Below are 23,037 nucleotides of genomic sequence, written 5' to 3'. Positions count from 1 at the left end.
CCTTTCGATGGTCCCGCCGGTCAATTGTGCAGGACTGTGCCGTCCTTCATGACCAGAGTGCGCGCAGGGTGAACGACCACGGCCTCCGCCGCGCCGCCGCACGGCAGCACGACGAGGTCGGCCCGGTCGCCCGGCGCCAGCCCGTAGCCCCGCAGCCCGAGCAGGCGGGCGCCGCCCGTGGTGGCCGCCTCCAGCGCCAGCTCGATGTCCTCGTCCCTGCGGAAGGTGCTGCGGTAGGCGAGGTGCATGGCCCGCTCCAGCAGGTCGCCGCTGCCGTAGGGCCCCCAGAGGTCGCGGATGCCGTCGTGCCCGCAGGCGAGCGTGACGCCCGCCGCCCGCAGCTTCTTGACCGGCGGCACCGGGAAGTTGTAGACCGCCGCCGTGACCAGGGCCACTCCCGCCTCGGCCAGCCCTTGCGCCAGCCGGTCCTGGGCGGCCTCGTCGAGCTGGCCCAGCGCGTAGGCGTGGCTCACCGCCACCCGCCCGCCCAGCCCGAGCGCCCTGGTGCGCTCGATGATCAGCTCCAGCTCCCAGCCGCCGAGCGTGCCGCCGTCGTGCAGGTGGATGTCGACGTGGGCGCCGTAGCGCTCGGCCAGGCCGAAGATCACGTCGAGGTGGCGCACCGGGTCGCGGTCGATGCCCGCCGGGTCGAGCCCGCCGACCGCCTCCACGCCGCTCTTGAGCGCCTCCTCCAGCAGCTCGGCCGTGCCCGGGTTGGTCAGCACGCCGTGCTGCGGGAAGGCGACCTGGCGCACCTCGACCGGCACGCGGGCGGCGGCCTCGCGCACGGCCTCCACGCCGCGCAGCCCGACCTGCGGGTCGATGTCGGTGTGCGTGCGCACGTGGGTGGTGCCGGCCGCGCTCATGCGCTCCAGCAGCGCCGTGATGCGCCCGGTGTCGGGCACGCCGAGCTCGGCCCGGCGGCCGAGGTCGTTGCCGATGTGGCCGGCGAGGGTGTCGTCGGCGGAGTGGGGCACCCACGGGCCGCCGTAGAGGGTCTTGTCGAGGTGGCAGTGCGCCTCGACCAGGCCGGGCAGCACGAGCTGCCCGGTGATGTCGATCACCCGCGCGCCGGGCGCGTCGAGGCCGGGGCCGACCTCGTGGATCAGGCCGTCGCGGACGAGAAGGTCGGCGGGCGACCCCAGCCCCCAGGGGAGCCCGCCGCGCAGGAGCACGTCGCTCATGCCAGCACCCTAGACGCCGCCGGTGACGTTTTCCGGACGCCGCGGTGACGTCCGAGGTCTCAGGCGCGTTGTTCGGCGAAGAGCTCCAGGTGGTTGCAGGTGCGGCAGCGATAGGCGTCGATCTGCCACTTGGGCCGGCCGAGCAGGCGGGCGCCGCCGAAGAGGCCGCGTTCGAGCGCGCCCTCGACCCAGCGGATGAAGCCCTTGCTGTTGTCGCCCGAGTCCATGACGAAGCCGGGCTCCAGGTCGTACTCGCCGCAGTGGGTGCAGTGAGCCCCGGGCGGGACGTACGGGTCGGCGGTCAAATCTGCTCCAGGTGGGAGATGTTGGCCAGGTCGGCGGGGTCGTCGCTGGGCCGGCCGGCGAACCAGGCGTCGAGGATCTCGTCGAGCACCACGTCGGAGGTGAGGCGCAGGCTCAGGGCGAGCACGTTGGCGTCGTTCCACTTGCGGGCCCCGCCGGCGGTGTAGGCGTCCGCGCAGAGGGCGGCGCGCACGCCGGGGACCTTGTTGGCGGCGATCGAGGCGCCGGTGCCGGTCCAGCAGCACACGACGGCCTGTTCGGCGCGGCCCTCGGCGACGTCTCGGGCGGCGAGTTCGCAGGCCCACGCCCAGTCGTCGCGCTCGCCGTCGTCGAGCGCGCCGTGCGTGATCACCTCGTGGCCGCGCCTGCGCAGCTCCGTCACCACCCGCTCGGCCACGCCGTCCCTGCTGTCGGCGGCCACAGAAATCCGCATTCACGCCTCCGTCCGTCGTCCCCACACTTACCAGGGGAGTACGGCCGGACGATATCGCCGGAACCTGCCGGACTGGCGAAAGGAGCGGCGGTGTGGTTGGTTGTGTCGCCAAATGAGCATTGATGTGAGCGATATCCCGGCCCTCGCCCGGGGCTGCGCCGTTCTCGGCACCGGTGGCGGGGGAGACGTCCGCACCGGGTCGCTGGCCGCGGTCCGGGCCATCCGCGAGTACGGCCCCGTCCCCCTGGTCAACCTGGCCGATCTGCCGGACGACGCCCTGGTGGTGCCGCTGTCCGGCATCGGCGCGCCGACCGTCAGCCACGAGATGATCCACAGCGAGGACGAGCCACGGCGGGTCGCCGAGGAGGTCGAGCGGATCTTCGGCCGTCCGCCGAGCGCCGTCATGTCCTCCGAGATCGGCGGCTCCAACGGCGTCATCCCGGTCGCCTGGGCCGCCCAGCTCGGCCTGCCGCTGCTCGACGCGGACGGCATGGGCCGGGCCTTCCCCGAGGTCCAGATGGTCTCCATGTACGTCGCCGGCCTACCGGCCGACCTGGTGATCATGTCCGACGTCCAGGGCAACGTGGTCACCATCCGCCCGGTGGACGGCCTGTGGTCCGAGCGGCTGGCGCGGGCGGTGTGCGTGGCGGCCGGTTCGTCCGCGCTGATGGCCGACTACGTGCTCACCGCCGCCGGCGCGCGGGGCGCGGTGATCGAGGGGACGGTGACGTACGCGCTGGAGGTCGGCAGGGCCACCGAGGGCGTCCCGGACCCGCTGGGCGCGCTCCAGGGCCGGCTCGGCGCCGCCCGCCTGGTCACCGGCAAGCTGACCGACGTGGAGCGGCGCACGACGGGCGGGTTCGTCCGCGGCACGGCCACGGTCGAGGGCACCGGCGACGACCGGGGCCGCACGCTCACGCTGGAGCTGCAGAACGAGAACCTGGTCGCGATCGAGGACGGCCGGCCGCTCGCGATGGTGCCCGACCTGATCACGGTCGTGGACACCGAGACCGCCGCCGCGATCCAGACCGAGGGCCTGCGCTACGGCCAGCGCGTGACGGTGCTCGCCTGGCCGTGCGACCCCCTCTGGCGCACCCCCAAGGGGCTGGAGACGGCCGGGCCGCGCGCCTTCGGCTACGAGCTCGACTACGTCCCGGTGGAGGAGCTGACCGCTCATGTCTGACCTGCGTGTGGGGATCGACGTCGGCGGCACCAACACCGACGCGGTGGTGCTCGACGCCGACGGCCGGGTGATCGCCAAGGCCAAGCGCCCGACCAGCCCGGACGTGACGGAGGGCCTGCGGGCCGCGCTCGACGCGGTGCTGGCCTCCCTGGGCGAGTCGAGGGAGCGCATCGGCCGGGTCATGCTCGGCACCACGCATGCCACCAACGCCATCCTGGAGCGGCGCAACCTCGGCCGGGTCGCGGTGCTGCGGCTCGGCGCGCCCGCCACGACCGGCGTCCCTCCGCTGTCCGGCTGGCCGGACGACCTGCGCAAGGCCGTCTCGGCGGGCGAGGCGGTGCTGCCCGGCGGCCACTACGTGGACGGCCGCGAGCTGGCCCGCCCCGGCCTCGACGCCGTACGCCGCTTCCTCGACGAGGTCGAGGCGGAGGCCGTGGCGATCACCGGCGTGTTCAGCCCGGCGAGCGGCGACCACGAGCGGCTGGTGGGGGAGCTGGTCAGGGACGAGTACGGCCTGCCGGTCTCGCTCAGCCACGAGATCGGCTCGCTCGGCCTGCTCGAACGCGAGAACGCGACCGTGCTCAACGCCGCGCTGTACGGTGTCGCCGCCGACGTGACCGGCGCGCTGGTCGCCGCGCTGGCCGAGCGCGGTCTCGGCGCCCGGCCCTACCTGGCGCAGAACGACGGCACGCTCATGACGCTGGAGCACGCCGCCCGCCTGCCGGTCGCCACGATCGGCTCAGGTCCGGCGAACTCGCTGCGCGGGGCGGCGTACCTGTCGGGCGCGGCGGACGCGGTGGTCGTGGACGTCGGCGGCACCTCCACCGACCTCGGCGTGCTGGCCGGCGGCTTCCCCCGGGAGTCGGCGGCGGCGGTCGAGATCGGCGGCGTGCTCACCAACTTCCGCATGCCGGACATCCTGGCCGTCGCGCTCGGCGGCGGCACGGTCGTGCGGGAGCGGGGCCTCGGCCCCGACTCGGTGGGCTACCGCATCGCGGAGGAGGCCCTGGTCTTCGGCGGGGCCACGCCGACCATGACCGACGCCGCCGTGGCCGCCGGCCGTACCCCGCCGGACGACCCCGGCTGGCGGCTCGACGTCCCGCAGGCGGTCGCCGGCATGCTGCGCGGGGCGGTGACGGCGGCCGACGAGCTGGTCGCCGACGCCGTGGACCGCATGACGCTCGGCCGGACCGACCGGCCGCTGGTCGCGGTGGGCGGCGGGGCGTTCGTGCTGCCGGCCAGGGTGCCCGGCGCGGGCGAGCTGATCCGGCCGGAGCACGCCGAGGTGGCCAACGCCGTGGGGGCCGCGATCGCGCTGGCGAGCGGGAGAGTGGATACGATCTTGCCTGCGGGAGATAGCCGGTCAAAGGCCATCGAAAGGGCCAAGGAGGAGGCGGCGGCCCGAGCCGTGGCGGCGGGGGCGGACCCTTCCCTCGTGGAGATCGTCGATCTCCTGGAGGTGCCGCTGAGCTACCTCTCCGAGCCCGCCGTACGGGTACACGTCAAAGCAGCCGGACCCCTCGCCCGGTGACAGAACGGAAGGATCCCCCCACATGCGCTGGCACAAGCGTCTGCTCGTCGCCGGTGTGACCGGTGTCCTCGCCCTGACCGCGTCCGCGTGCGCGGGCGGTCAGGTGCGCGGCGCCGGCGGCACACCCGCGCCCCAGCAGAGCGGCACCGGCCAGAGCCGGAGTGCCCCGTCCGAGGGCGTGGCGAACGACAGCACGTTCGTCTACGTCCCCAACCTCGACGTCGTCACCGACTGGGACCCGGCGACGTCCTACTCCAACGAGATCGTCGCGCTGTCGAACATCTACGAGGGCCTGACCCGCTACGACGCGCAGACCCAGAAGGCCGAGCCGCGCCTCGCGCAGAAGTGGACCTCGGGGGAGGGCGGCAAGGAGTGGACGTTCGAGCTCCGCCCCGGCGTCACCTTCCACTCCGGCGCCCCGCTGACCGCCGAGGCCGCGAAGAAGGCCATCGAGCGGACGATCGACAAGAAGGGCGGCGCGGCCTACATCTGGGACGCCGTGGACAAGATCGACGCCCTCGACGACAAGACGCTCAAGTTCACCCTGAAGTACCCGGCCCCGCTCGACCTCATCGCCTCCTCCGGCTACGCCGCCTACATCTACGACGTCGGCGCCGTGGACCCCGACGGCAAGAAGGACGGCGGCACCGGCCCGTACACCGTCGACACCTGGCAGAAGGGCAAGGAGACCGAGCTCACGCTGAAGGCGTACGAGGGCTATTGGGGCGGCTGGAAGCCCGAGCAGTACAAGAAGGTCGCCTTCCGCGTCACCCCGGAGATCACCACCGCCTGGCAGCTCCTGCAGAAGGGCGAGGTCAACTTCGTCCAGCGGCTCAACCCGCAGCTCTTCCAGCAGGCCGGCGGGACGGACGGCGTACGCACCTCGCAGTCGCCGTCCTTCCAGAACCTGCTCGTGCTGTTCAACACCTCCTCGGGCCCGGCCAAGGACGAGCGGGTGCGCAAGGCGCTGCAGGCGGCCATCGACTACGACGGCCTGGCGGCGGCGCTCAAGGGCTCCGGCCAGAAGGCCAGCGGCCTGGTGCCGGAGGGCCTGCTCGGCCACGTCGCCGGCATGCAGCCCAAGCAGGACCTGGACAAGGCCAGGCAGCTCCTTGAGGAGGCCGGTTACGGCCCCGACAACCCCGAGCTCAAGCTGAGCCTCACCTACGCCCAGGGCGACGACGACCAGAAGCTGCTGGTCACGCTGCTCAGCGCGGCGCTGAAGAAGCTCAACGTCACGCTCCAGGCCCGGCCCATGACCTGGAACGCGCAGTGGGACCTCGGCAAGAAGCGCGGCCAGGACGTCTTCGTCATGTACTGGTATCCGGACTACCCGGACGCCTACTCCTGGTTCCTCAACGTGTTCAGGAGCGCCGACGAGCCGCAGTTCAACCTGTCGTACCTGAAGGACGCGCAGATCGACGCGGGCATCGACGCGCTGCCCGAGCTGACGGCCACCAACCAGGTGCGCGCCGACGAGACCTACCAGGACCTGCAGCGGAAGATCATCGAGGAGCGGGCGGCGGTCGCGGTGCCGTACGTGCAGACCTACCAGCGGGCGCTCTCCGCGGACGTCGAGGGATATGTGGACAATCCCGCCTATCCCAACGTGGTCTTCTTCTACGACCTGAAGCGCGCAGCCTGACCCATGGCACGCCATCTGGCCCGCCGGCTCGGCCAGGCACTCCTGGTCGTGGCCGGCGTGGTGGTGCTCACCTTCACCGTCATGAGGCTGGTGCCCGGCGACCCCGCGGTCGCGTTCGCCGGGCCGAAGGCCACGCCCGAGCAGCTCGCCGAGGTCCGCGAGCGGTTCGGGCTGGACGACCCGCTGCCGGCGCAGCTCGTCGCGTACGTGCGCGACCTGCTCACCGGCGACTGGGGCACCAGCCTGCGCACCCGCCAGCCGGTCCTCGACGACCTCTACCTGGCCTTCCCCGCCTCGCTGGAGCTGGTCGGCGCGGCACTGGTGCTGGCGATCGTCGTCGGCGTCCCGGTCGGCGTGCTCGCCGCCCGCCACAACCGGCGGCTGCCGGACCTCGGCGTGCGCTTCACCAGCATGCTCGCGGTGTCCGTACCGGTCTTCTGGCTGGCGCTCACCCTGCAACTGATCTTCGCGAGCGAGCTGGGATGGTTCCCGATCGCCGGCGAGTACGACTCCTCGCTCGACACCACGAGCCCGCTCACCCTCTGGACCAACATCACGGTCGTCGACGCCCTCATCACCGGCAACTGGCCCATCCTCACCAGCACCCTCCAGCACCTGGTGCTGCCCGCGCTCGTCGTGGCCGCCTACCCCACCGGCGTGATCGCCCAGATGACCCGGGCGGCGCTTATCGAGGAGGCCGGCCAGGACCACGCGCGGATGGAGCGGGCGCTCGGGTTCGGCGAGACGGCCGTGCTGACCAGGTTCGCGCTGCGGCCGTCGCTCGTGCCGGTGCTGTCGATCGTGGCGCTGGTGTTCGCGTACTCGATCGTCAACGGCTTCCTGGTCGAGGCGGTCTTCAACTGGCCGGGCCTTGGCCGCTACGCCGCCGAGTCGATCAAGGCGCGCGACACCCCGGCCATCGCGGGCGTGACGCTGCTCGTCGCGCTCGTCTACACGCTGGCCAACCTGGTCGTGGACCTGCTCCAGGGCGTCGTGGACCCCCGGGTGAGGGCCCGATGACCGAAGCTCCCCTGCGGCGCGGGCTGCCCAGGATCCCCGACCGCTTCGCCGCGCTCGGCGCGGCCATCGTCGTGCTCCTCGTGCTGGCCGCGATCCTCGCGCCCTGGCTGGCGCCGTACGACGTCGACCCGCGCCCCCTGGAGTCGCTGCTGCCGCCGAGCGGCGCGCACTGGTTCGGCACCGACAACGCCGGGCGCGACGTGCTCAGCCAGATCCTGTACGGCGCCCGCACCTCGCTGTTCATCGCGGTCGCGGTGCTCGCGGTCTCGGCCACGGCCGGGGTGACGCTCGGCATGATCGCCGGGTACGCGGGCGGCTGGGCGCGCGACGTGATCATGCGGATCACGGACGTGTTCCTGGCCTTCCCCGCGCTGCTGCTCTCGCTGGCCCTCGCGGTCGTGCTGCCGCCCAGCGTCAACACGGTCGTGCTGGCCATCGCGGTGACCTGGTGGCCCTGGTACGCCCGCCTGGCCGCCTCCACGGCCGCCTCGATCGCCACCCGCGGCTACGTGGACGCCGCCCGATGCCTCGGCGTGCCCGCGCCGCTGATCGTGCTGCGGCACGTGCTGCCGAACTCGCTCACCCCCGTCCTGGTCCAGATGTCGCTGGACGCGGGCGGGGTGATCCTGACCTCGGCGGCGCTGTCGTACCTGGGGCTGGGCGCGCAGGAGCCGACCGCCGAGTGGGGGCTCATGGTGCAGCAGGGGCAGACGTACTTCACCACGAGCTGGTGGATGGTGACCTTCCCCGGGCTGGCGATCCTGGTGACGGCGTTCGCGTTCAACGTGCTCGGCGAGGGGCTGCGCAACGCGCTCGACCCGCGGAGGGTGGTCAAGTGATCGAGGTGCGCGAGCTCAGGGTGAGCTACGGCGGGCGCGTCGTCGCCGACGTACCCGAACTGGACGTGGGCGCGGGCGAGTGCGTGGCGATCGTGGGGGAGAGCGGGTCGGGCAAGTCCACGACGCTGCTCGCGCTGCTCGGCCTCCTCCCCGACGCCGAGGTGAGCGGCCGCGTCACCGTCTGCGGCGTGGACGTGCTGACCGCCCCGCCGCGCCGGCTGCGCGAGCTGCGCGGCGCGCGGGCGGCGCTGGTCATCCAGTCGCCGCAGGCCGCGCTCGCCCCCTCGACCCGGCTCGGCGTCCTCATGCGCCGCGCGCTGCGCCTGCACGGCAGGGAGGCGACGGACGCGGCCATGGCCGAGGCCATGCGGGCGGTGCTGCTCGACCCCGAGCTGCTGCGCCGCTACCCGCACGAGATCTCCGGCGGGCAGGCCCAGCGCTTCGCCATCGCGCTCGCCATCGCGCTCGGCGCGGAGGTCGTCCTCGCCGACGAGCCGACCAGCGCGCTCGACGTGACCGTGCAGGCCGAGGTCGTCGCCGTGCTGCGCGGGCTGCTGACGGAACGTGGCCTCGCGCTCCTGCTCGTCTCGCACGACCTCGCCCTGGTGTCCACGATCGCCGACCGGGTGCTGGTGATGAAGGACGGCGCGGTGGTCGAGTCGGGACCGGCCGCGACGGTGCTGGCCACGCCCGCCCATCCGTACACGCGTGAACTGCTGGAGGCGCTGCCATGACCATGCTGAGGGCCGAACGCGTCACCCTCGGGTACGGCGGGCGCCCCGTGGTGCACGACGTCAGCCTCGACCTCACCGAAGGCGGCGTCGGCCTGATCGGGGAGAGCGGGTCCGGCAAGACGACGCTGGCGCGGGCCTTCCTCGGCCTGCTGAAGCCCATGTCCGGCGACATCTGGTACGGCGAGCGGCCCCTGCGCGAGGCCGACCGGCGCAGGTTCAGGAAGGACGTCCAGCCCGTCTTCCAGGCCGAGGCGCTCGACCCCCGCATGCGGATCGGCGCGTCAGTGGCCGAGGGGCTGCCGCGTCACGAGCGGGGCCGCGTGGCGGAGCTGCTGGAACAGGTCGGCCTCGACCCGGCGCTCGCCGGCCGCCGGCCCCACCAGCTCTCCGGCGGACAGCGGCAGCGGGTGGTGATCGCCCGCGCCCTGGCGGTCGGCCCCCGCCTGCTCATCCTCGACGAGCCCACCAGCGCGCTCGACGTCACGGTCCAGGCGCGCATCCTCGACCTGCTCGCCGGGCTGGACGCCGAACGGCTGCTCATCACCCACAACCTCGCGGTCGTGCGGCGGCTCTGCCGGACCTCGTACGTGCTGTTCGCCGGCCGGGTGGTGGAGTCGGGGCCGACGGCGGAGCTGCTGGCCCGGCCCGCGCACCCGTACACGCGGGCCCTGCGCGACGCGGTGCCCCGCCTCGGCGGGCCGCCACCGGAGGCGAGCGGCCGGACGGAGGCCGTTCCGGCGGCCACCGGCTGCCCGTACCGGCTGCGCTGCCCGCTCGCCGTGGCGGAGTGCGAGCGCGCCCCGGAGCTCCGCGAGGTCGCTGATGGCCGCCGAGCCGCCTGCCACCGCGCCGCGGACGTCCTCGGGTGATCCCGGGAGGCATGGGCTGACACTGAGCTGGACGAGGCCAGGTCAAGCTCTCGTAGAACGATCCTCACTCTCTGGAGGATGTCGTCCACTCTGCGAGCAAGGGACTTGCACCCGCTGTCGGCACCTTCGTCGTTCTGTCGGCCGTATTCGCTACTCTCCGTGTCGGTCTGTTCACGGGGGCGATCCTCAAAGAGGCCGAACGGAAGGGGTGGAGAGTCACCCTGGGAGGGAATGGGCATTACAAGATGTACTGCCCGTGTCCGCTGAAGTGCAAGAAGACGATGCCGAGCACACCGTCCGACCCGAACTGCCTGAAGAACCTACTAGGTCAGTTGACCCGGGTGACTTGCTGGTGAAGGAGCGGTTGATGATCCATTACCTGCGGATGGATGCGGGATTCTCCAGCGACGATCCCAACGACAGCGAGGACGCCTTCGACGCGTTCACTGACCGGGTCTTCGATGAGCTGCTCAACCTTCAGGCTCTGGACGTGGGCATCGTGGAACCCGACCTCACGGCCGGCCTCGTGGCGCGGCGGATCAGCTTCCTGATGGGGATAGAAGCGTCCACGCAAGATGACGCGATCAAGCTGTTCCTGGCCAACGTGCAGTGCGCACTGCACGCGGCCGAATGCAACACGGAAGGGTTCCCTCGCTACGAGCCGACGCTGGACGCGAAGCCCTCACTCCGGCGGATCGAGGCCGCTGACGCCTGAGCGTGACATCCGCGGCCCCGGCCCCCTCGGCGGGAGGCGGGGCCGTCCTGTCGGGTGCTCTCAGAGAGCCTTCAGACCGCTGATGACCTCCAGCAGGACCGTCGCGTCCGGCGCGGGAGGCGGGTGCTCGACCTGGACGAGCTCCTGCGCGTACAGGTCGCCCACCAGCACGCGGACCACGCCGATGGGCAGGTTGAGCTCGGCGGCCACGTCCACGAGGCGCGTTGGTTTGGTGCACTTCTGCAGGATGATCAGGTGCTCGGGGCCGAGGCCCACGGGCGCGGCGAGGCCGCCGGCGGTGATGATCACCGCGATGAGGTCGATGGCCTCGCTCGCGGGCACCGTACGGCCCCGGGTCAGCAGATAGGCGGGGACGATCGGACCGGCGTCCTCGTCCAGCCAGCGCTCGTCACTCACTGCGCACCACCCGCATGGGGCGTCTGGGCTCCTCGGCGGGAGCCTCGGGCTCTGCCACGTGCTCTTCCGGGATCAACACGATCGCGGTGGTCCCTCCATATGGTGAACCGCGCAACGTCACGCGGATGTCGTGCCTGGCGGCCAGGCGGGAGACGACGAACAGGCCGAGCCGGTCGCTGTCGGCCAGATCGAACTCGGGCGGGCTGGCCAGCCGCTCGTTGTACTCGGCCAGCTCCTCGGGGCTCATCCCGAACCCGCGGTCCTCGACCTCGAAGGCGAAGCCGCGCGCGGTCTTCTCCCCGCGCACGATGACCGGCGTCTTGTCGGGGGAGTAGACGGTCGCGTTCTCGATGAGCTCGGCGACCAGGTGGATCATGTCACCGACCACCGGCCCGGCCAGCCGGTCGGCCGGCATCGGCTCGACGGTGACCCGCTGGTAGTCCTCCACCTCGGCCGCCGCGCCGCGCGCCACGTCGAGCAGCGGCACCGGCCTGCTCCAGCCGCGGCCCGGGGTGGCGCCGGACAGGATGATCAGGCCCTCCGCGTGGCGGCGCATGCGGGTGGTGAGGTGGTCGAGCTTGAACAGGTCCTCCAGCGCGTCCGGCTCGGTCGCCCGGTGCTGCATGTCCTGGAGCTGGATGCGCTGGCGGTGCAGGAGGGCCTGGCTGCGCCTGGCCAGGTTGCGGAAGACGTGCCGGACGCCCTCCCTGAGCTGCGCCTGGCCGACCGCGGCCTCGACGGCGGTCTGCTGGACGATGGAGAACGCCTGCCCGACGTCGTCGATCTCGGTGGTGGTGCTCGGCACCGACAGCTCAGGCAGCTCGACCGTCTCGCCCTTGCGCAGCTTGGCCACCACCTGGGGCAGCCGTTCCTGGGCCACCTCCAGCGCGGCCAGCCGGAGCGCGCCCAGCTCCTTCGACAGCCGGTTGCCCATCCGTACCGAGAACACGATCGACACGACCACCAGCGCCAGGCAGAGCCCGGCCAGCATGAACGCCCGCCGCAGCACCTCGTCGGCGATCGGCTCGGCGCGGGCGTTCAGCGTCGCGCTGGCCCGCATGAGCGACTCCTGGAACGACTTCGCCAGCGCCTCGGTCGTGGCGAGCCAGCTCTTGGGCGTACGGCCCGCGATGATCTGGTCCTCCATCATCCGCATCCGCTGGTAGGCGGGGGAGGAGATGAGGGAGACGTCGGCGTCGCGCAGCGGCCGGTCGAGCTCGCTCAGCGACTGGTCGACGAGGAAGCGCCGGTTGCCGACGATCTGGGTGAACAGCCTCCGCTCGGTCTCGGTGACCGGCCCGAGCGCGATGGCCTGCTCCCTGGTCAGCAGCTCCTTGGCGAAGCCGAGGTCGATGATCACGCGCGACTGCTCGTAGATGGGGATGTCGTCGATGAGGGCGACGTGCCGGTGCAGGCTGAAGATCGTTTCGATGATCGCGCTGTACGACTCCACGGTGTGCAGACGGTCGGACAGGCCCGCGTCGATCTCTCCTCGGATCGCGTCGAGCCTGTCGAGCTGCGTGTCCACCGCGTCCACCTGTGTGCGGATCTCTTCCGATCGGTTCTTGGATGTGCTGGAGAGCTGCCGGAACGTGTCCTTCGCCGCGTCGGTGCGGTTGCGTTGCGCGGCCACGGCGGCGGGGCCGGCCGTGTCGCGCAGGAGCTTGGCCGAGACCAGACGCTCACGCTGAATCTCGCTGATCAGTTTGTACGCGGGATGGCGCAGGTTCGTCCAGACCGTTTTGTATTCGCGCAGCTCCAAACTCTCGGTCGCCGTGACGGCGGTGATGACTCCCCACAACACCACCATGGAGGCCAGTGGCACCAGCAGCAGTCCGATGATCTTCATGCGGATCGTCCGGCTACGACCCATGGCACCTCACTCCGGTCCTGGTCCCCTGGTGGCAACCCTGGACGGGACAGGCCCTGAGAATAGCAACGCGATCACTCAATTGCCCAATTTTTCGGGACTTTTGGACACGTGTCGCCGGTCATCATGATCTTGGAGTAGGTTTCCCGAGTACGTCGCTGAGAGGTCGCTGACAGAGGGAGATGCGTTGCGCCGTCGTCTCGCCGCGGCCGCCGCGCTGGCGCTCCTCGCGGCCTGCTCCTCACCTCCTGAGCCGGCCCGCGCCCCCGCGGGCGAGTCGACGTTCGTCCATGTGAAGAATCTGGACGTCATCACCGAATGGGACCCGGGAAAGTCCTACTCCAACGAACTCGTCGCCTTCCAGAACATCTACGAGACGCTCACGTTCTGGAATCCCGTGACGAAGAAGTCCACCCCGCGCCTCGCCACCTCCTGGCGCGCCTCGGCCGACGGCCGCACCTGGACGTTCAACCTCCGCACCGGCGTGACCTTCCACACCGGCCGCCCGCTCGACGCCGACGCGGTCAAGGAGTCCATCGAGCGCACGATGGCCACCAAGACCGGCGCCTCCTACATCTGGGACGCCGTCTCCTCGATCCGGGCCGAGGGGCCGTCCACGGTGACGTTCACGCTCAAGTACCCGGTGCCGCTGGACCTGGTCGCCTCCGCCGGGTACGCCGCCTACATCTACGACACCAAGGCCGCCACCGACCTCACCGCCTGGTTCCGGCAGGGCAGGGACGCCGGCACCGGGCCGTACACGGTGGCGCAGTGGCAGAAGGACAAGGAGGAGGAGCTCACGCTCAAGGCGTACGACAAGTATTGGGGCGGGTGGGACAAACCCCACTACAACCTCGTCAAGTACCGGGTCGTGCCCGACGCCGACCGCGCCTGGCAGCTCCTGCTGCGCGGCGAGGTCGACTTCGTCGAGCGGCTCAACCCCCGCCTGTTCTCCAGGGCGTCGGCCACACCAGGCGTGCGCACCTCCGAGCGGCCGTCGTTCCAGACCGCGATGCTGCTGTTCAACACCGCGGAAGGGCCGATGAAGGACGTACGGGTGCGCCGCGCCGTACAGAAGGCCATCGACTACCGCGGCCTGATCAAGGACCTCAAGGGCGCCGGCTCGCCCACCAGCGGGGTCATCCCCGAAGGGCTGATGGGCCACGTCCCCGACCGGGAGCCCACCCAGGACCTCGCCGCCGCCGAACGGCTGCTGCGCCTGGCCGGCTACGGGCCCGGCGGGCGGCCGCTGCGGCTGCGGCTGACGTACGGGGAGGGCGACACCGACTGGGGGCTGCTCGCCGCCCAGCTGGAGGCCACGCTGAAGCCGCTCAACGTCACCGTCCAGGCCCGGTCCATGCCGTGGAACGACCAGTGGGAGCTGGGCAAGCGGCGCGGCCAGGACATCTTCGTCATGTACTGGTGGCCCGACTACGCCGACGGCTACTCCTACTTCGGCAACGTCTTCCACAGCGGCGAGCCGCCGGTGTTCAACCTGACCTATCTCAAGGACGACGAGCTGGACGCGCTGCTCGACACCGTGGCCGAGCTGACCGTGACCGACCGGCCCGCGGCGCAGCGGGCGTACGAGCAGGCCACCCGCCGCGTGCTGGACCAGCGGGCGGCCGTGGCGCTGCCCTGGGTCACCAACTATCAGCGCGCCTACCTCGGCAGCATCCAGGGATATGTGGACAACCCGGCGTACTCCGACGTCGTCTTCGTCTACGACCTGAGGCCCTCGGCCTGATCCTGGCCCTCGACCCGCTCCTTGAGCCGGGCCCTGATCTCCTCGGGTGTGTACGCGCGCCGCCGCCGCTCGGCGCGGGCGACCACCACCCCGGTCGCCGCCACGCCCATGACCCCGGCCAACCCGAGCACCTTCCACCACCGCCGCTTGCGCATAGTGCCTAGGCTAGCCATGTGCTGACACTCGACGAGGCCGTCAAGGTGACGCGCACCGGCGACCTGTGGATCTTCCGCGGGCGTTCGGTGCCCGACCGCGCCATCCAGACGGTGACCAACAGCCCGGTCAACCACGTGGGCATGGCCATCGTGATCGAGGACCTCCCGCCCATGATGTGGCACGCCGAGCTCGGCCGGTCCCTGCCCGACCTGTGGGCCGGTGAGCACCACCGCGGCGTGCAGCTGCACGACCTGCGCGCGGCGGTCACCACATGGGTCGGCAGATACGGCCAGCGCCCCTGGCTGCGCCAGCTCGAACCCGAGGTCACGCCGGAGATGGAGGACGCCGCCCTGCGCACGGTCGCCCGGCTGGACGGCACGCCCTTCCCCTCCACGGCCCGGCTGGCCGGCCGCTGGTTCCGTGGCCGCGTCCCGTGGCGGGCACGCCAGGGGATGGCGCTGGAGAGCGCCTACTGCGCGGAGGTCGTGGCGGTCACGTACGAGGAGATGGGCCTGCTGCCCGCCGGCCGCCGCCCCAACTGGTACGATCCGGGCCGTTTCTGGAGCGGCGACGACCTGGAGCTGCTGACCGGCCGCCGCCTCGGCAACGAGATCACCATCGGCGTCGAGCGGACGTGAGCCCCAACGTGCCAACCGTCAATGTCGCCCTCGTCGGCGTGGGCAACTGCGCGTCCTCACTGGTGCAGGGCGTCGAGCACTACCGCGACGGCGACGCCCCCGGCCTGCCCAACCCCGTGTGCGCCGGCTACGCCGTCTCCCAGGTGCGCTTCACCGCCGCCTTCGACGTCAACCCCGCCAAGATCGGCCGCGACCTGTCCGAGGCCGTCTTCGCGCCGCCCAACAACGCCCGCAGGTTCGCCGACGTGCCGCACCTCGGGGTGCCGGTCGTGGACGGCGTACTCGCCGACGGCGTCGGCCCCGGCTCGGCCGGGCTCGTCGAGCCGCGCGGCGCCGCCACCGCCGGGCAGGTCGCCGCCCACCTCGCCGCGACCGGCAGCCACGTCGTGCTCAACTTCCTGCCCACGGGCGCGCAGCGCGCCACCGAGATCTACGCGCAGGCCGCGATCGAGGCCGGGTGCGCGTTCGTCAACTGCATGCCCGCCGTGCTCGCCCGCTCGCCCGAGTGGCGCTCCCGCTTCGCCGCGGCCGGGCTGCCGCTCATCGGCGACGACCTGAAGAGCTCGTTCGGCGCGACGCTCCTGCACCGGGCCCTGGTGGACGCGCTCACCAGCAACGGCGTACGCCTGTCCGGCGGGCACCAGCTCCTCGGCGGCGGCAACATGGACTTCGTCAACCTCACCGACGGCGACCGCCTGGCGAGCAAGCGGGCCACCAAGTCCGCCGGCGCGGGAGCGGGGTCACTGCACGTCGGAGCCTCGTACGTGCCGTTCCTCGAGGACCGCAAGGTCGCCTACATCCGGCTCGACGGCGAGGGCTTCGGCGGCTCGCCGGTGGAGGTGGAGCTGCGCATGGTCGTCGAGGACTCGCCGAGCGCGGCCGGCAACGCGCTCGACGCCGTACGGCACGCCAAGGCCGCGCTCGACCAGGGCGTCGGCGGGCTGCTCGGCGAGCCGTCCGCCGCGTTGATGAAAGCCGTGTGAGCGCGCGTTCCGGTGGCAGGCTCGGTCCGGTGGCAGGCTAGGAGGATGCGTCTCGCCACCTGGAACGTCAACTCCGTCAAGGCCCGGCTGCCCCGCCTCCTCGACTGGCTGGCCGCCACCGAGCCGGACGTCCTCTGCCTGCAGGAGATCAAATGTCCCGCCGAGGCGTTCCCGGCAGCCGAGGTGGGCGAGCTGGGCTACGCCGCCGCGGCGCACGGCGACGGCCGGTGGAACGGCGTCGCGATCCTGTCCAGGGTCGGCCTGGAGGAGGTCACGCTGAGCTTCCCCGGCGAGCCCGGCTTCGGCGAGCTCGCCGGCGTCGGCGCCGCCCGCCCCGAGGCCCGCGCGATCGGCGCGACCTGTGGCGGCCTGCGCGTCTGGTCCCTGTACGCGCCCAACGGCCGCACCCTCGACTCGCCCCACTTCGCGTACAAGCTGGAGTGGTTCGCCGCCCTGCGTGACGCCCTCGCCGCCGAGCTGCCGTCCGGGCCGCTGGTGGCCTGCGGCGACTACAACGTGGCCCCGACCGACGCCGACGTGTGGGACCCGGCCCTGTTCGTGGGCGCCACGCACGTCACCCCCGCCGAACGCGACGCGCTCGCCGCCCTGCGCGCACTCGGGCTGCACGACGTGGTGCCGACTCCGATGAAGGGGCCGCATCCGTTCACGTACTGGGACTATCGGGCGGGGATGTTCCACCAGAACAAAGGGATGCGGATCGATCTCGTGTACGCGAGCGGGGACGTGAGCGGCCGGGTCAGATCGGCCTACGTGGACCGCGAGGCGCGCAAGGGGAAAGGTCCTTCCGATCACGCGCCGATCGTCGTGGATCTCGACCCGATATCTTGATTACAAATCGCTATTGCCCGAGTATTCTGTGTTCTCACCTGGTTCGGGGGCAGCACGTTCACCGAGGTCACAGGGGGATCTTCATGGGAACACCGGACGGCCGCGTCATTCTGTTCATCCTCCTCGGGGTGGCCCTTTTCGCCCTGGGCCGCCGCTACCAGAACATGATCACCATGCGTCAGGTCTGGAAGCAGAGCGCCAAACAGGTCACCGCTCGAAAGGTCTCCGCCCACCAGGCCGCGAAGGCGATGATCGGGATCACCGTGGTCGCGGCCGTCATCGTGTGGCTGGTCTTCAACCTCAACCGCGTGATGTGAGCGAACGGGGGCCGCGCGGCCGGCCGGCTGATCCGTTCGTTTGATCCGATCCTCCGCCGGCCGCTCACCTTCCGGTCGGCCGGTCACTCCCTGTCGGCCGGTCACTCCCTGTCGGCCGGTCACTCCCTATCGGCCGCTCACTCCCTGCCGGCCGGTCACCTTCCTGCTGGCGGTCACCGCGCTCAGGGGCACCGGAGCGAGCGGCGCCGCAATCGCCGGCCCCAGACCTCAAGAACCGCCGCCCCGACGACCGCCCCGACCGCGGCCCCCATGCTCACCACCCGCGTCAACCGCACCGCCCGCCGGATGTCCGCCACGTCGGGCCGCGGCCCGTCACCCATGGTCGGCCGATGCTCGACCCTGCTCCCGTACACGTTCGTGCCTCCCAGCGTCACCCCGAGCGCCCCGGCGAACGCGGCCTCGCACCGCCCGGCGTTCGGACTGGGATGCCGGTGCCCGTCCCGCCGCACCACCGACCACGCCCCCCGCCGATCCGGCCCGGCAAGCACCGTGAGCAGCGCGGTCAGCCGCGCCGGAACGTAGTTGGCCACGTCGTCCAGCCGCGCCGCCGCCCACCCGAACCGCAGGTAACACGCCGACCTGTGCCCGACCATCGCGTCCAGCGTGTTGACCGCCCGGTACCCCAGCAGCCCCGGAACCCCCGCGACCGCCCCCCAGAACAGCGGCGCCACGACGGCGTCGGAGGTGTTCTCGGCCAGCGACTCGATGGTCGCTCGCGCCAGCTCCTCCGCCCCGAGCCCGGACGGGTCCCGTCCGCACAGATGGGGCAGCCGCTTCCTGGCCCGCTCCAGATCCCCGTCCTCCAGCGCCTCGGCCATGTGAAGGCCCTCCCGCGCCAGCGTCGTCCCCCCGAGGACCGCCCACGCCGCCCCCGCCACACTCCCCACCCGGAGGACCGACGAGATTCGCCCCCGACCGGCCTGCGCCATCACCACACCGAGAGCCACCGCACCCCCGACGCACAAGGCCACATGAAGAACGCCGGCCGCCCTGGAATCCCGATAGAGCACCCGCTCGACCTGCCCGGCCACCCGCCCGAACACCGCCACCGGATGCCCCGCACTCTGCGGATCCCCGACAACTCGGTCAAGCATCACCCCAGCCGCAAGCCCCAACACGAGCTCGCGCGTTTGAGCCTCACCATCACCACGATCACACCAAATGGGCATGAAGCTCATCTTCGTGCACATCCAGCCATGCCACCGCACGCCGGATGCGTTCCCCCGCACCCTCGTTCCACATCCGGCCCCAGCCCCCGCCCACGGCCGCCCGGCTCCGCATGACCGCGTAGGACCGCTGGAACCGTACCCGCGCCACCTCGACCAGCCGCCGCCGCTCGCGCGCCGGCACCCCGTACGCGTCGCAGAAGATCCTGACCCGCTCGCCCACGTCGACGCTGCGTAACAACGGATGCCGATCGACCGGATCCGCCAGCGGCGCCCAGTGCCGCAAAGTGGTCACCACGTCGAACAACCGCGTGGTGGGCCGCGCCAGATCAAAGTCGATCATCCCGTACGGCACGTCCGCCCGGAACACCACGTTCGCCGGCGAAAGATCGCAGTGCCCCACGACCTCCGGCGCCCGATCATCGTTCGACCCGCCTTCCCACCCCTCCATCCGGAGCGGAAACCCGAGGGTCGCATCGTGATACTCCCGCAGCAGCCCGCCCAACCGCCCGAGCGCATCGTCCTGAACGCTCGCGGCCCGCACCCCGGTGACCCCGGGCAGATAGCTGAGCATTTGCCGCCCGAACCCGTCGATCCCGCTCCCGACCACCCGGGGCGCCCCCGCGAACCCCGCCGCCTCCAGATGCCGGAGCAGCGCGTGTACGGCGGGAGTCGACGTACTGACCGGCCTCCGCACGGTGTCACCGACCCGCACCACGCCGTCAGTCACGCCCCCGCCCTGCAAGGGAATCTCGTGCAGGACCGTCGCGACCATGCCACGAGAGCTTAGACCCTCCCGCCCCGCCCCCGCCTGGAGTTTCCGCCCGTGATCGGACTTTCCGCTCACCCCCTCCCACCGGCCCCAACCCACCCACCTCCCTGACACAACCAAAACATGTGCGTGACAAGTCGCCGGATCATGCACAATAAGGCGGGAGCGCCCTTAGCTCAGCTGGATAGAGCACCGGACTTCTAATCCGACGGTCGCAGGTTCGAATCCTGCAGGGCGCGCAACCAAGACCAGGCAATCCACGGGTTGACCTGGTCTTTTGCATGATCGCCCCGGTTGCCCCGTAGGCAGCGGGAGGCCCCCGAAAGCAGCCCTGTGCCACTGCTCGCGGAACATACGCGGAATGCTCGCAGCCACGTTTCCCCAGGTCGGCGCGGGAGTTCGAGGCCCGGAACGGCGAAAGGACCCCGAGCTGTCCCGGGGCCCTGCCGTAGCTCCTGTGTCACGCCGCGAGCGCTTCCAAGATGCGCTGGTTGGCGATCTCCTGTTGGCCGTCGATGCACTTGGCGTAGACCCGGAGCATCACGTCCACGCCGTGCCCCGCTCTCTCGGCCGCTTCCGGGGCATGCACGCCCGCGTTGAGCCAGAGCGACACGGCCGCGTGCCGGAGGTCGTACGGCCGGCCCGCCAGGGGAGAGGCGACCTGGTCAGGCGTGAAGGCGTACGTCCGAGCCTCCTGCCAGACCTTCGCGTACGCCGAGCCCGAGATCACGCCGCCCGTGCGCGTACGGAAGAGCCGGCCGTCCTCTCCGACACCGAACGTGGCGATGTGATCCCGAAGAATCGCCACCAGCTCAGGTGGGACGGGCACGGTGCGCGTGTGCTTCACGTCGCGGTGCTTCAGGCCGCGCTCGTCGTGGGCCTGCCCGGAGTCGGTGAACCGCCTGTTGCTCTGCGGCCTGGTCTTCTCCAGCGTCAGCAGCCCCCAGCCCTTCTCCGGGAGCTGACAGTCCTTCTGCCGCAGTCCCGCCGCTTCTGCTGGGCGTAGGCCGCCGAAGTACATGCAGGCGAACATCGCGGCCAGCATCGGCCCTCGCGATCGCCCCACGTAGGTCACCGCGGTGAGCAGTTCACGCGCCTGCCTTGGGCTGACCACCGAGCGCCGATCTATCTCGCCGCTCACCTTGGCCTTTCTGAACTTGACCTTGTGCAGTGGATTCGCCAACAGCTCCTCCAGTTCCACCGCGTATTCGAGCGCGTGATGGAAGACGGCCCGCTTGCGGCGGTACGTCGAGGTCGCCGCAGGCTTGCCGTCCAGGCACAGTGCCAGGGCTTCCAGCGCCGCACGGGCGTGCTTGGTCTCTTCCAGAGCGCTCAGCGGGAGCGAAGCGCCTTCCAGCCAGCGGACAGCGCGGGCGATCTCCGGTGTCGGCTCCCGCCGGCGGTCCTCGGGCAGGAAGGAGTACTCGCGCAGCGCCCGCCGGATGATTTCGTCAGACGGGCGGCCGGGTACGTCGCCGACCAGAACGCGGGTGACGGTGGCGAGTGTGTCGGTCATGCCTTCACGGGACTTCGCCGCCGCGTGAGGCCACCACGCGTGGACGTACGCGACGGCGAAGGCGTACCAGGTCCGGGCATCCTTGGCCTTGACCATCGAAGCGGGAAGCCCACTGTCCACGTCGAAGGCTTCACCCTTCTTGGCCGCCTGCCGCAGGTCGGACAGGAAGCTCTCGGCCAGGCCCTTGGTCTTGAAGGTCTGCGACTTCTCGCGGTGGCCGACCGTCCACCGCACGGTGTGGGAGATGATCCGAGGCTTCTTGCCGGGCTTGTCCGCTCTGGTGTTGGTACGGATGTCCCAGAACTTGACCTTGTAGGAGGTAGTCATGCGGCGCTCCTGAGGGATTCGAGCCAGGCTTCGAGGTCGCTGCGGTAGATGCGCAGTTCGCCGTTGGGCAGGCGGATGCCCTGTGGTGCTTTGCCGATCTCGCGCCAGCGGTAGAAGGTGCGGCGGGAGACGCCGCCGAGTTCGTCGAGGACCTGGGCGACGGTGAGGAGTTCGTCCCGCCTACTCATGCCGCCCTCCCGGTAGGCTCAGTTGCCGAAAGATCTTGACCGGACGCTCTGGCTTCCAACTCTCTGAGGTGGGCTCGCCACCGTTGGCGTTCGGCGACGGTGCGCAGGAGGCGTACGGCGAGAGGGGGCACGTTGGCGTCGCCGGCCGGGACGGGCCGCCAGATGTAGCGGTGCGGGTCGGTGGGCTGGTCGGCCTGGCCGAGGGCTTCCAGGACCCAGGTACGGCGGTCCTGCCGATGCTCGGCGAGCGTCTTGTTGCTCCACTTGCGGGAGACCAGGACGCGACGGCCGGCGTAGCCGAGGTGTTCAGGCTTGTGCGCCTTGGACCGGCACCGGCCCGGAGCCATCCCCGCCTTGGCGTTCTTGGGCTGGACGCCGTAGCGCAGCCAGTTTGGGCAGGTCGGCGAGCACGGTTCGTAACGCAGGGCATCGACCATGCGGGCGGCGTGCTCGCGCTGGGCCTGGCCGCCGTCGAGGGCGTCGCCGAGGGACTTGGTCAGGTACTTGGACAGGTACCGGATGCACTGATCGGCGTCCGGCGTACCGGCGAGGACACCTTGAACGTCCACCTGTTCGCCGAAGCGCAGCACGTGGAGGGGTTCGGCGTCCTCGTCCAGGGCGTCGAGGGCTTCGTCCCAGGTGGGCAGAACCTCGCCGGTGGCCGGGTCGAGGTAGCCGGCCTGCTCGTCCCAGACGGGCAGGTGGTCACCGTCGAAACGCACCTCATCGGCCTGTGGCCACCAGACCTGATGGTAGGTGGCGGCGGCGATCTGCTTGATCTCCGCGCGCGGCAGGGTGCCCCGGATCGCCATGTGCAGGTGCGGCGCCAGCCGCTTCTGAGGCTCCACCGAGGCGAAGTACTGCACGTCATAGCCCGCGACCCGGCGCAGGTTCTGCACGAACCGATCGACCAGCTTGGAGAAGTGCAGCGCGTCCCGAGCAGCCCGCCGGTAGTCGTAGGCGTCCGGGTCGATCGGGACGCCGTTACGGACCTTGCCGTAACTGGGCAGGGTGAGCGTCACGAACAGCGACGGCCGGTAGACCTGCCCGCCCGTGCCGTGGAAGGTGCGTCCCAGGGTCGTGTGGGCCATCTTGCGCTTGGGCAGGTCGGGCGCGTCCTGCCGCCGCCGAGTGGAGCGGGAGCGCTTGGCGGTCCCACGGCCGAGGACATTACCCCGCATCCCAGCGGCGTTGATCTCCTCGTCCAGACCCGCAAGGACGGCGTCCAGATCGGTGGTGTCGTCGCCGGCCTGTGCGGCGGCATCCCGCTTAGCCTGCATGTCGGCGCGGAACTCCACCAGCCAGCGCTGTTCCTCGTTCGGCTCGTCCGGCGTGATGGCCGGTTCGGTGTCGAGGTGCCAGCCCTCCCGGCATTGGGCCATGCGGAGCTGCCGGTTGCGCTTGGCGCAGGGCGGGCACTTGCTGTCCAGGGTGGAGCCGCATGGCACGTCGATGATCTCGGCCTTGCCGGTGACGACGTCCAGCCGCCGCAGCGCGAGGGGCCTGATGCAGACGCCGTGCCGCTTGGCGACCTCCACGAGCACATCCCGGGCCATCGGCATGGCCTGGCGGACGGCCCGAGGAAGGGCGCGGTCGTGGGAAGGAGTCATGTAG

Annotated in this window: 24 protein-coding genes and 1 tRNA gene; 14 read left to right on the top strand and 11 right to left on the bottom strand. The window is 71.2% G+C overall.

The features are described 5' to 3' along the window. Nucleotides 1-20: 20 nt before the first annotated feature. From BMW85_RS06005 to BMW85_RS05995, 3 genes are read right to left on the bottom strand one after another with little or no spacing between them, the layout of a single operon-like run. On the bottom strand, nucleotides 21-1,184 hold the full coding sequence (locus BMW85_RS06005) for an amidohydrolase (RefSeq protein ID WP_091077921.1): 1,164 nt from the start codon (nucleotides 1,182-1,184) through the stop codon (nucleotides 21-23). Nucleotides 1,185-1,243: 59 nt separating this feature from the next. Continuing rightward, nucleotides 1,244-1,489 (bottom strand): hypothetical protein, encoded by a 246-nt coding sequence (locus BMW85_RS06000; protein ID WP_091077918.1) that lies wholly within the window; start codon nucleotides 1,487-1,489, stop codon nucleotides 1,244-1,246. Then, nucleotides 1,486-1,920 (bottom strand): RpiB/LacA/LacB family sugar-phosphate isomerase, encoded by a 435-nt coding sequence (locus tag BMW85_RS05995; protein ID WP_091077916.1) that lies wholly within the window; start codon nucleotides 1,918-1,920, stop codon nucleotides 1,486-1,488. The genes BMW85_RS06000 and BMW85_RS05995 overlap by 4 nt, the downstream gene beginning before the upstream one ends. Before the next feature lie 124 nt (nucleotides 1,921-2,044). Between BMW85_RS05995 and BMW85_RS05990 the strand changes: the two genes are divergently transcribed. The 8 genes from BMW85_RS05990 to BMW85_RS05955 all read left to right on the top strand — a co-directional run bounded on the left by BMW85_RS05990 (nucleotide 2,045) and on the right by BMW85_RS05955 (nucleotide 10,456). After that, complete coding sequence (locus BMW85_RS05990; RefSeq protein WP_091077913.1) at nucleotides 2,045-3,103, top strand: S-methyl thiohydantoin desulfurase family protein; 1,059 nt, start codon at nucleotides 2,045-2,047, stop codon at nucleotides 3,101-3,103. After that, complete coding sequence (locus tag BMW85_RS05985) at nucleotides 3,096-4,634, top strand: hydantoinase/oxoprolinase N-terminal domain-containing protein (RefSeq protein ID WP_091077910.1); 1,539 nt, start codon at nucleotides 3,096-3,098, stop codon at nucleotides 4,632-4,634. Before BMW85_RS05990 ends, BMW85_RS05985 begins: the two co-directional genes overlap by 8 nt. 22 nt (nucleotides 4,635-4,656) lie before the next feature. Then, the gene (locus BMW85_RS05980) at nucleotides 4,657-6,279 is read left to right on the top strand and encodes an ABC transporter substrate-binding protein (protein WP_091077909.1); all 1,623 of its coding nucleotides are present in this window, start codon (nucleotides 4,657-4,659) and stop codon (nucleotides 6,277-6,279) included. A 3-nt stretch (nucleotides 6,280-6,282) separates the two neighbouring features. Then, entirely contained in the window at nucleotides 6,283-7,299 is a 1,017-nt protein-coding gene (locus BMW85_RS05975) for an ABC transporter permease (RefSeq protein WP_091077906.1), read from the top strand. Further along, entirely contained in the window at nucleotides 7,296-8,138 is an 843-nt protein-coding gene (locus BMW85_RS05970; RefSeq protein ID WP_091077904.1) for an ABC transporter permease, read from the top strand. Before BMW85_RS05975 ends, BMW85_RS05970 begins: the two co-directional genes overlap by 4 nt. Continuing rightward, nucleotides 8,135-8,872: an ATP-binding cassette domain-containing protein gene (locus BMW85_RS05965; protein ID WP_091077902.1), complete on the top strand. Its 738-nt coding sequence runs from the start codon at nucleotides 8,135-8,137 to the stop codon at nucleotides 8,870-8,872. The genes BMW85_RS05970 and BMW85_RS05965 overlap by 4 nt, the downstream gene beginning before the upstream one ends. Then, complete coding sequence (locus BMW85_RS05960; protein ID WP_091077899.1) at nucleotides 8,869-9,741, top strand: ABC transporter ATP-binding protein; 873 nt, start codon at nucleotides 8,869-8,871, stop codon at nucleotides 9,739-9,741. Before BMW85_RS05965 ends, BMW85_RS05960 begins: the two co-directional genes overlap by 4 nt. A 367-nt stretch (nucleotides 9,742-10,108) precedes the next feature. Then, on the top strand, nucleotides 10,109-10,456 hold the full coding sequence (locus BMW85_RS05955) for a hypothetical protein (RefSeq protein WP_091077898.1): 348 nt from the start codon (nucleotides 10,109-10,111) through the stop codon (nucleotides 10,454-10,456). A 60-nt stretch (nucleotides 10,457-10,516) separates the two neighbouring features. Here BMW85_RS05955 and BMW85_RS05950 read toward each other — a convergent pair whose 3' ends face one another. Then, nucleotides 10,517-10,873, bottom strand: a complete 357-nt coding sequence (locus BMW85_RS05950; protein WP_091077895.1) for a DUF742 domain-containing protein — start codon at nucleotides 10,871-10,873, stop codon at nucleotides 10,517-10,519. Continuing rightward, on the bottom strand, nucleotides 10,866-12,722 hold the full coding sequence (locus BMW85_RS05945) for a sensor histidine kinase (RefSeq protein ID WP_091077893.1): 1,857 nt from the start codon (nucleotides 12,720-12,722) through the stop codon (nucleotides 10,866-10,868). Before BMW85_RS05945 ends, BMW85_RS05950 begins: the two co-directional genes overlap by 8 nt. Before the next feature lie 208 nt (nucleotides 12,723-12,930). Here BMW85_RS05945 and BMW85_RS05940 point away from each other — a divergent pair, with 208 nt between their 5' ends. Continuing rightward, entirely contained in the window at nucleotides 12,931-14,490 is a 1,560-nt protein-coding gene (locus BMW85_RS05940; RefSeq protein WP_091077890.1) for an ABC transporter substrate-binding protein, read from the top strand. Here BMW85_RS05940 and BMW85_RS05935 read toward each other — a convergent pair. Next, nucleotides 14,466-14,645 (bottom strand): hypothetical protein, encoded by a 180-nt coding sequence (locus BMW85_RS05935; protein ID WP_091078907.1) that lies wholly within the window; start codon nucleotides 14,643-14,645, stop codon nucleotides 14,466-14,468. The two genes, BMW85_RS05940 and BMW85_RS05935, sit on opposite strands and share 25 nt — an antisense overlap. An 18-nt stretch (nucleotides 14,646-14,663) precedes the next feature. On the opposite strand from BMW85_RS05935, the gene BMW85_RS05930 reads away from it, so the two are divergent. The 4 genes from BMW85_RS05930 (at nucleotide 14,664) to BMW85_RS05915 (ending at nucleotide 17,433) form a co-directional block, all read left to right on the top strand. Next, complete coding sequence (locus tag BMW85_RS05930; protein ID WP_091077888.1) at nucleotides 14,664-15,284, top strand: hypothetical protein; 621 nt, start codon at nucleotides 14,664-14,666, stop codon at nucleotides 15,282-15,284. 8 nt (nucleotides 15,285-15,292) lie between these two features. Continuing rightward, nucleotides 15,293-16,267, top strand: coding sequence for an inositol-3-phosphate synthase (locus BMW85_RS05925; protein ID WP_143082114.1), 975 nt, complete (start codon nucleotides 15,293-15,295; stop codon nucleotides 16,265-16,267). A 45-nt stretch (nucleotides 16,268-16,312) separates the two neighbouring features. Next, nucleotides 16,313-17,116 carry an exodeoxyribonuclease III gene (locus tag BMW85_RS05920; protein ID WP_091077884.1) on the top strand — a complete coding sequence of 268 codons (804 nt, stop codon included), beginning with the start codon at nucleotides 16,313-16,315 and terminating at the stop codon, nucleotides 17,114-17,116. 83 nt (nucleotides 17,117-17,199) lie between these two features. Beyond that, nucleotides 17,200-17,433, top strand: a complete 234-nt coding sequence (locus tag BMW85_RS05915; RefSeq protein ID WP_091077882.1) for a hypothetical protein — start codon at nucleotides 17,200-17,202, stop codon at nucleotides 17,431-17,433. Between the two features lie 182 nt (nucleotides 17,434-17,615). Here BMW85_RS05915 and BMW85_RS05910 read toward each other — a convergent pair whose 3' ends face one another. Both BMW85_RS05910 and BMW85_RS05905 read right to left on the bottom strand, forming a co-directional pair. Beyond that, entirely contained in the window at nucleotides 17,616-18,623 is a 1,008-nt protein-coding gene (locus BMW85_RS05910; protein WP_245774647.1) for a cobalamin biosynthesis protein, read from the bottom strand. Next, on the bottom strand, nucleotides 18,607-19,395 hold the full coding sequence (locus tag BMW85_RS05905) for a phosphotransferase (protein ID WP_091077879.1): 789 nt from the start codon (nucleotides 19,393-19,395) through the stop codon (nucleotides 18,607-18,609). The genes BMW85_RS05910 and BMW85_RS05905 overlap by 17 nt, the downstream gene beginning before the upstream one ends. 162 nt (nucleotides 19,396-19,557) lie before the next feature. Here BMW85_RS05905 and BMW85_RS05900 point away from each other — a divergent pair. Then, a tRNA-Arg gene (locus BMW85_RS05900) sits at nucleotides 19,558-19,631 on the top strand. Nucleotides 19,632-19,852: 221 nt separating this feature from the next. Here BMW85_RS05900 and BMW85_RS05895 read toward each other — a convergent pair. From BMW85_RS05895 to BMW85_RS05885, 3 genes are read right to left on the bottom strand one after another with little or no spacing between them, the layout of a single operon-like run. Then, complete coding sequence (locus BMW85_RS05895; protein WP_177240510.1) at nucleotides 19,853-21,235, bottom strand: tyrosine-type recombinase/integrase; 1,383 nt, start codon at nucleotides 21,233-21,235, stop codon at nucleotides 19,853-19,855. Then, nucleotides 21,232-21,423 (bottom strand): helix-turn-helix transcriptional regulator, encoded by a 192-nt coding sequence (locus BMW85_RS05890; RefSeq protein WP_091077878.1) that lies wholly within the window; start codon nucleotides 21,421-21,423, stop codon nucleotides 21,232-21,234. Before BMW85_RS05890 ends, BMW85_RS05895 begins: the two co-directional genes overlap by 4 nt. Beyond that, on the bottom strand, nucleotides 21,420-23,033 hold the full coding sequence (locus BMW85_RS05885) for a replication initiator (protein WP_091077876.1): 1,614 nt from the start codon (nucleotides 23,031-23,033) through the stop codon (nucleotides 21,420-21,422). The genes BMW85_RS05890 and BMW85_RS05885 overlap by 4 nt, the downstream gene beginning before the upstream one ends. Nucleotides 23,034-23,037: the final 4 nt, after the last annotated feature.

It is taken from the genome of Nonomuraea wenchangensis (assembly GCF_900111685.1).
Taxonomy (GTDB): domain Bacteria; phylum Actinomycetota; class Actinomycetes; order Streptosporangiales; family Streptosporangiaceae; genus Nonomuraea; species Nonomuraea wenchangensis.
The sequence above is the reverse complement of the archived record's forward strand: the minus strand, read 5'-3'. Positions and strand labels throughout refer to the sequence as shown.

Coding starts and splice junctions, on each gene's coding strand:
- BMW85_RS06005 (WP_091077921.1), bottom strand. CDS start 1,184: ATGAGCGACGTGCTCCTGCGCGGCGGGCTCCCCTGGGGGCTGGGGTCG.
- BMW85_RS05995 (WP_091077916.1), bottom strand. CDS start 1,920: ATGCGGATTTCTGTGGCCGCCGACAGCAGGGACGGCGTGGCCGAGCGG.
- BMW85_RS05985 (WP_091077910.1), top strand. CDS start 3,096: ATGTCTGACCTGCGTGTGGGGATCGACGTCGGCGGCACCAACACCGAC.
- BMW85_RS05980 (WP_091077909.1), top strand. CDS start 4,657: ATGCGCTGGCACAAGCGTCTGCTCGTCGCCGGTGTGACCGGTGTCCTC.
- BMW85_RS05975 (WP_091077906.1), top strand. CDS start 6,283: ATGGCACGCCATCTGGCCCGCCGGCTCGGCCAGGCACTCCTGGTCGTG.
- BMW85_RS05970 (WP_091077904.1), top strand. CDS start 7,296: ATGACCGAAGCTCCCCTGCGGCGCGGGCTGCCCAGGATCCCCGACCGC.
- BMW85_RS05960 (WP_091077899.1), top strand. CDS start 8,869: ATGACCATGCTGAGGGCCGAACGCGTCACCCTCGGGTACGGCGGGCGC.
- BMW85_RS05955 (WP_091077898.1), top strand. CDS start 10,109: ATGATCCATTACCTGCGGATGGATGCGGGATTCTCCAGCGACGATCCC.
- BMW85_RS05945 (WP_091077893.1), bottom strand. CDS start 12,722: ATGAAGATCATCGGACTGCTGCTGGTGCCACTGGCCTCCATGGTGGTG.
- BMW85_RS05935 (WP_091078907.1), bottom strand. CDS start 14,645: ATGCGCAAGCGGCGGTGGTGGAAGGTGCTCGGGTTGGCCGGGGTCATG.
- BMW85_RS05920 (WP_091077884.1), top strand. CDS start 16,313: ATGCGTCTCGCCACCTGGAACGTCAACTCCGTCAAGGCCCGGCTGCCC.
- BMW85_RS05915 (WP_091077882.1), top strand. CDS start 17,200: ATGGGAACACCGGACGGCCGCGTCATTCTGTTCATCCTCCTCGGGGTG.
- BMW85_RS05910 (WP_245774647.1), bottom strand. CDS start 18,623: ATGCCCATTTGGTGTGATCGTGGTGATGGTGAGGCTCAAACGCGCGAG.
- BMW85_RS05905 (WP_091077879.1), bottom strand. CDS start 19,395: ATGGTCGCGACGGTCCTGCACGAGATTCCCTTGCAGGGCGGGGGCGTG.
- BMW85_RS05895 (WP_177240510.1), bottom strand. CDS start 21,235: ATGACTACCTCCTACAAGGTCAAGTTCTGGGACATCCGTACCAACACC.
- BMW85_RS05890 (WP_091077878.1), bottom strand. CDS start 21,423: ATGAGTAGGCGGGACGAACTCCTCACCGTCGCCCAGGTCCTCGACGAA.
- BMW85_RS05885 (WP_091077876.1), bottom strand. CDS start 23,033: ATGACTCCTTCCCACGACCGCGCCCTTCCTCGGGCCGTCCGCCAGGCC.